This window comes from Nocardia sp. NPDC003345 (assembly GCF_053589395.1).
The window spans coordinates 1-4,212 of the sequence record NZ_JBSFRU010000443.1 but is presented as its reverse complement, the minus strand read 5'-3'; the positions used below and the strand labels follow the sequence as shown (position 1 = coordinate 4,212).

5 protein-coding genes are annotated in these 4,212 nt (G+C 66.9%); 2 read left to right on the top strand and 3 right to left on the bottom strand.

Annotated elements, in window-relative coordinates; translation table 11 throughout:
• Positions 1-472 (top strand): sensor histidine kinase (locus ACWDU1_RS30210; protein WP_450003683.1); only part of this gene is annotated, 472 nt, incomplete at its 5' end.
• A 79-nt stretch (positions 473-551) separates the two neighbouring features.
• Here the strand turns inward: ACWDU1_RS30210 and ACWDU1_RS30205 are convergent.
• From ACWDU1_RS30205 to pdxH, 3 genes are all read right to left on the bottom strand, one after another.
• Positions 552-911 (bottom strand): FKBP-type peptidyl-prolyl cis-trans isomerase, encoded by a 360-nt coding sequence (locus ACWDU1_RS30205; protein ID WP_450003681.1) that lies wholly within the window; start codon positions 909-911, stop codon positions 552-554.
• 29 nt (positions 912-940) lie between these two features.
• Complete coding sequence (locus ACWDU1_RS30200) at positions 941-2,239, bottom strand: citrate synthase (RefSeq protein ID WP_450003680.1); 1,299 nt, start codon at positions 2,237-2,239, stop codon at positions 941-943.
• A gap of 377 nt (positions 2,240-2,616) precedes the next feature.
• The gene (gene pdxH / locus ACWDU1_RS30195) at positions 2,617-3,336 is read right to left on the bottom strand and encodes a pyridoxamine 5'-phosphate oxidase (RefSeq protein ID WP_450003678.1); all 720 of its coding nucleotides are present in this window, start codon (positions 3,334-3,336) and stop codon (positions 2,617-2,619) included.
• 60 nt (positions 3,337-3,396) lie between these two features.
• Between pdxH and ACWDU1_RS30190 the strand changes: the two genes are divergently transcribed.
• Positions 3,397-4,212: citrate synthase 2 (locus ACWDU1_RS30190; RefSeq protein WP_450003677.1), on the top strand; the 816-nt coding region annotated here is incomplete at its 3' end.

Sequence of the window (4,212 nt, the reverse complement as noted above, 5' to 3'; positions counted from 1 at the left end):
CGGTGACCTGACCTCCGAACGCGACCATATCGACACCGATATCGCCGAGTTGTGCGATCAGGCCGCGCACGACGCGATGCGCCACTATCCCGGCCTGGCGGTCCGTATCGATACCGACGCCGAACTGGTGACCCGTGGGCTGCCGGCGGGGTTGCGGCTGGCCGTGGACAACGCGATGAAGAATTCGGTGAAGCACGGCGGGGCGACCGAGATCGTGTTGTCGGCCCATCGGCATCCCGACGGGACCATTGTCGTCTCGGTGGACGACAACGGTCGCGGCCTGCCCGCCGAGGAGCGCGAATCGGTGTTCGCCCGGTTCGCGCGCGGCAGCAACGCCCATAAGGGCGGTTCGGGGCTGGGACTGGCGCTGGTGGCCCAGCAGGCGCAGCTGCACGGCGGCCGTGCCTATTTCGATGACGGCGTTCTCGGCGGGGTCCGCCTGGTACTGCTGTTGCCGGGACGGCGGGTCTGACAGGTCCGGGTTCCGGCCTCGCCCGGGAACGGAAACACCCCCCACGGCAGGCCGTGGGGGGTGTCGCGTCCGGGCGTTGTTACTTCACGCCGAGCAGATCGATCACGAAGACGAGAGCCTTGCCGGAGAGCTGATGCCCGCCGCCCGCCGGGCCGTAGGCCAGTTCCGGCGGGACGGTGAGCTGGCGACGGCCACCGACCTTCATTCCGGGGATACCTTCCTGCCAGCCCTGGATCAGGCGGTTCAGCGGGAAAGTGATCGACTCGCCGCGGTTCCACGAGGAATCGAACTCGGCGCCGGTATCGAACTCCACACCGACGTAGTGCACTTCGACCGTTCCGCCGGGTACCGCTTCCGGCCCGTCACCGACGGTGATGTCCTTGATGGCCAGTTCGGTGGGCGCGGGGCCCTCCTGGAATTCGATCTCCGGTTTGCTCATGCCTTGAATCCCCTTCGATTCATTCGGTGTCAGCGGTTGGTGATTTCCGCGTAGTCCCGTGCACCATAGCCGGTGTAGATCTGCCGCGGACGGCCGATCTTGATGGCTTCGCTGTGCATTTCCCGCCAGTGCGCGATCCAGCCCGGGAGCCGGCCCATCGCGAACAGCACGGTGAACATACGGGTCGGGAAGCCCATCGCCTTGTAGATCACGCCGGTGTAGAAGTCGACGTTCGGGTAGAGCTTGCGGTCGACGAAGTAATCGTCGGTCAGCGCGGCCTCTTCCAGAGCCTGGGCGATATCGAACAGCGGATCGCTGCCGAGTTTGCTGAGGATGGTGTCGGCGTGCTTCTTGGCGATGGCGGCACGCGGGTCGTAATTGCGGTAGACGCGATGCCCGAAGCCCATGAGCTTCACGCCGTCTTCCTTGTTCTTGACCTTGCGGATGAACTCCTTGACGTCCCCACCGGCGGCGAGGATGCCGTCGAGCATTTCCAGTACCGCCTGGTTGGCGCCGCCGTGCAGCGGGCCCCAGAGCGCGTTGATACCGCCCGATACCGAGGTGAACAGGTTGGCATCGGAGGAGCCGACGAGCCGCACGGTGGAGGTGGAGCAGTTCTGCTCGTGGTCGGCGTGCAGGATGAGCAGCATATCCAGCGCCGAGGCGATCTCCGGGTCGACCTGGTAGGGCTCGGCGGGGAAGCCGAACGTCATCCGCAGGAAGTTCTCCACCAGCGACAGCGAGTTGTCCGGGTAGAGGAACGGCTGGCCCACCGACTTCTTGTACGAGTAGGCGGCGATGGTGGGGAGTTTGGCCAGCAGCCGGATGGTGGACAGTTCCACCTGTTCGGGGTCGCGCGGGTCCAGGGAGTCCTGGTAGTAGGCCGACAGGGCGTTCACCGCGGAGGACAGCACCGGCATCGGGTGGGCGTTGCGGGGGAAACCGTCGAAGAAGCGCTTCAGATCCTCGTGCAGCAAAGTGTGCCGGCGGATTTTGTCGGTGAAATCCTCGAGCTGATCCTGGGTGGGTAGCTCGCCGTAGATGAGGAGATAGCTGACCTCGATGAAGGTCGAATTATCGGCCAGCTGTTCGATCGGATATCCGCGGTAGCGCAGAATGCCCTGTTCACCGTCGATGTAGGTAATCGCGGATTTGGTCGACGCGGTGTTGACGAAACCCGGGTCATAGGTCGTATATCCCGTGCTCGCCAGCAGCTTACCGAGGTCGATACCGTCGTTTCCTTCGGCGGCCTCGGCGATCGTCATGGGGTATTCGCCACCGGGATAGGTGAGAACCGGTTTGGCGTCATTGATGTGATTCTCGGGCACGGAAGGTTCCCTCTCAGGCTGTGACCATCGGCATCGCGTGCGGTCGGCACACGGTGCGTTACCGGTAGACGCTAGACCTTGCTCCGGCGGGACCGGCGGGGAGGGTACCCGCGCGTAGATCTCACAATCTGTCCGCGAACGAGTGAGATTCACCAGCTCTCGCACCCGTTGTCACCGCCGTGACCGGCCGAATCGGCCGGGCGGGCCGTACCCGGGCGGCGGAGTGGGGCGAGGTTCGCGGTCACGCCGGCGACCGCTTACGCGACCGCGTAGGCAAACGTACCCAAGTCACATCCGGCGAAACCGTGCCGAATGTCACGCCCGGATTCCACCGGCCGCTGTAACACCCGCCTACGACCGCCGCGGGTGTGCCGGATTCACGGCTGCAGCCGCAGCACCGTCATCTCCGGCCCGTCGATCCGCACCACGATCCGGTTGTGCAGGCGACCGCGGCGGCCCTGCCAGAACTCCACTTCGTCGGGCCGCAGCAGGTATCCACCCCAATGCGGGGGTACCGGGATCTCGGCCGTTTCGGCGAAGCGCGCGGTGGTCCGCATCAGCTGCCGGTCGAGTTCGTCGCGCGAACCTATCGGCCGGGATTGCGCCGATGCCCACGCGCCGAGCTGGGATTCCCGGGGACGCGAACGCCAATACGTCTCGGTGACCGCGGCCGCCACCCGCTCGACCCGGCCACGCATATGCACCTGCCGGGCCAGATGGGTCCACAGGAAGGTCGCCGAGGCGTTCGGCGAGGCGGCCAGCTGCTCCCCCTTGGCGGAGTCGTAGTTGGTATAGAAGACGACACCCTCCGGCGAGAGGCCTTTACACAGGACGGTGCGCGTCACCGGACGGGCCGTGGCACCGGAGGTGTCGAGGGTGGCGAGCACCATCGCGTTGGGTTCGGCCACGCCGGCCGCGGTCGCCTGTTCCATCCATTGCCGCAGTACGGGCTCCCAGCCACCGGCCACCGAGTTCTCATCGAGCTCGCTGTCCCGCACCACCTGCCCCGACGCCCGATCCCCCGGGCCCGGATGTCCCGCACCGTATTCGGCCCGCATGGCCGCGAGATCGGCCCGGGTCTGCTCCACCTCAGCCATGGGCCAGACGTTACTCCTGAGTAGCAAAGCGCTAGAGTTCTGTTGAAAGGAGAGTCGCGTATGACCACCAATTCCGCGGTTTCGGGGGCCGGCGGGGTCCCGGAGGATTTCGTCAGCGGCCTCGAGGGGGTGGTCGCGTTCACCACCGATATCGCCGAACCGGACAAGGACGGCGGCGCCCTGCGCTACCGCGGCGTCGATATCGAGGACCTGGTCCGCAACCGGGTCACCTTCGGTGACGTCTGGGCCCTGCTCGTCGACGGCGAGTTCGGCCACGGCCTGCCCCCGGCCGAACCCTTCCCGTTGCCCGTGCACACCGGCGACGTCCGGGTCGATGTCCAAGCGGGGCTGGCCATGCTCGCCCCCATCTGGGGCTATCAGCCACTGCTGGATATCGACGCGCCCACCGCCCGGGAGAACCTGGCCCGCGCCTCGGTGATGGCCCTGTCCTACGTGGCCCAGTCGGCCCGCGGTATCTACCAGCCCGCGGTACCGCAGCGCCGGATCGACGAGTGCACCACGGTCACCGAACGCTTCATGACCCGGTGGAAGGGCGATCCGGACCCCCGGCACACCGAGGCCATCGACGCCTACTGGGTATCGGCCGCCGAGCACGGCATGAACGCCTCCACGTTCACCGCCCGCGTGATCGCCTCCACGGGCGCCGATGTGGCCGCCTCCCTCTCCGGCGCGATCGGCGCGATGTCGGGCCCGCTGCACGGCGGCGCCCCGGCCCGGGTTCTCCCGATGATCGAACAGGTCGAACGCAGCGGCGATGCCCGGGCGCTGGTCAAGGGCATCCTGGATCGCAAGGAGAAGCTGATGGGCTTCGGCCACCGGGTCTACCGGGCCGAGGACCCGCGGGCCCGGGTGCTG

What these genes read in the sequence shown, in the direction of transcription:
- pdxH (WP_450003678.1), bottom strand. Translation starts at nt 3,336, where the DNA reads ATGGCTGAGGTGGAGCAGACCCGGGCCGATCTCGCGGCCATGCGGGCC.
- ACWDU1_RS30205 (WP_450003681.1), bottom strand. Translation starts at nt 911, where the DNA reads ATGAGCAAACCGGAGATCGAATTCCAGGAGGGCCCCGCGCCCACCGAA.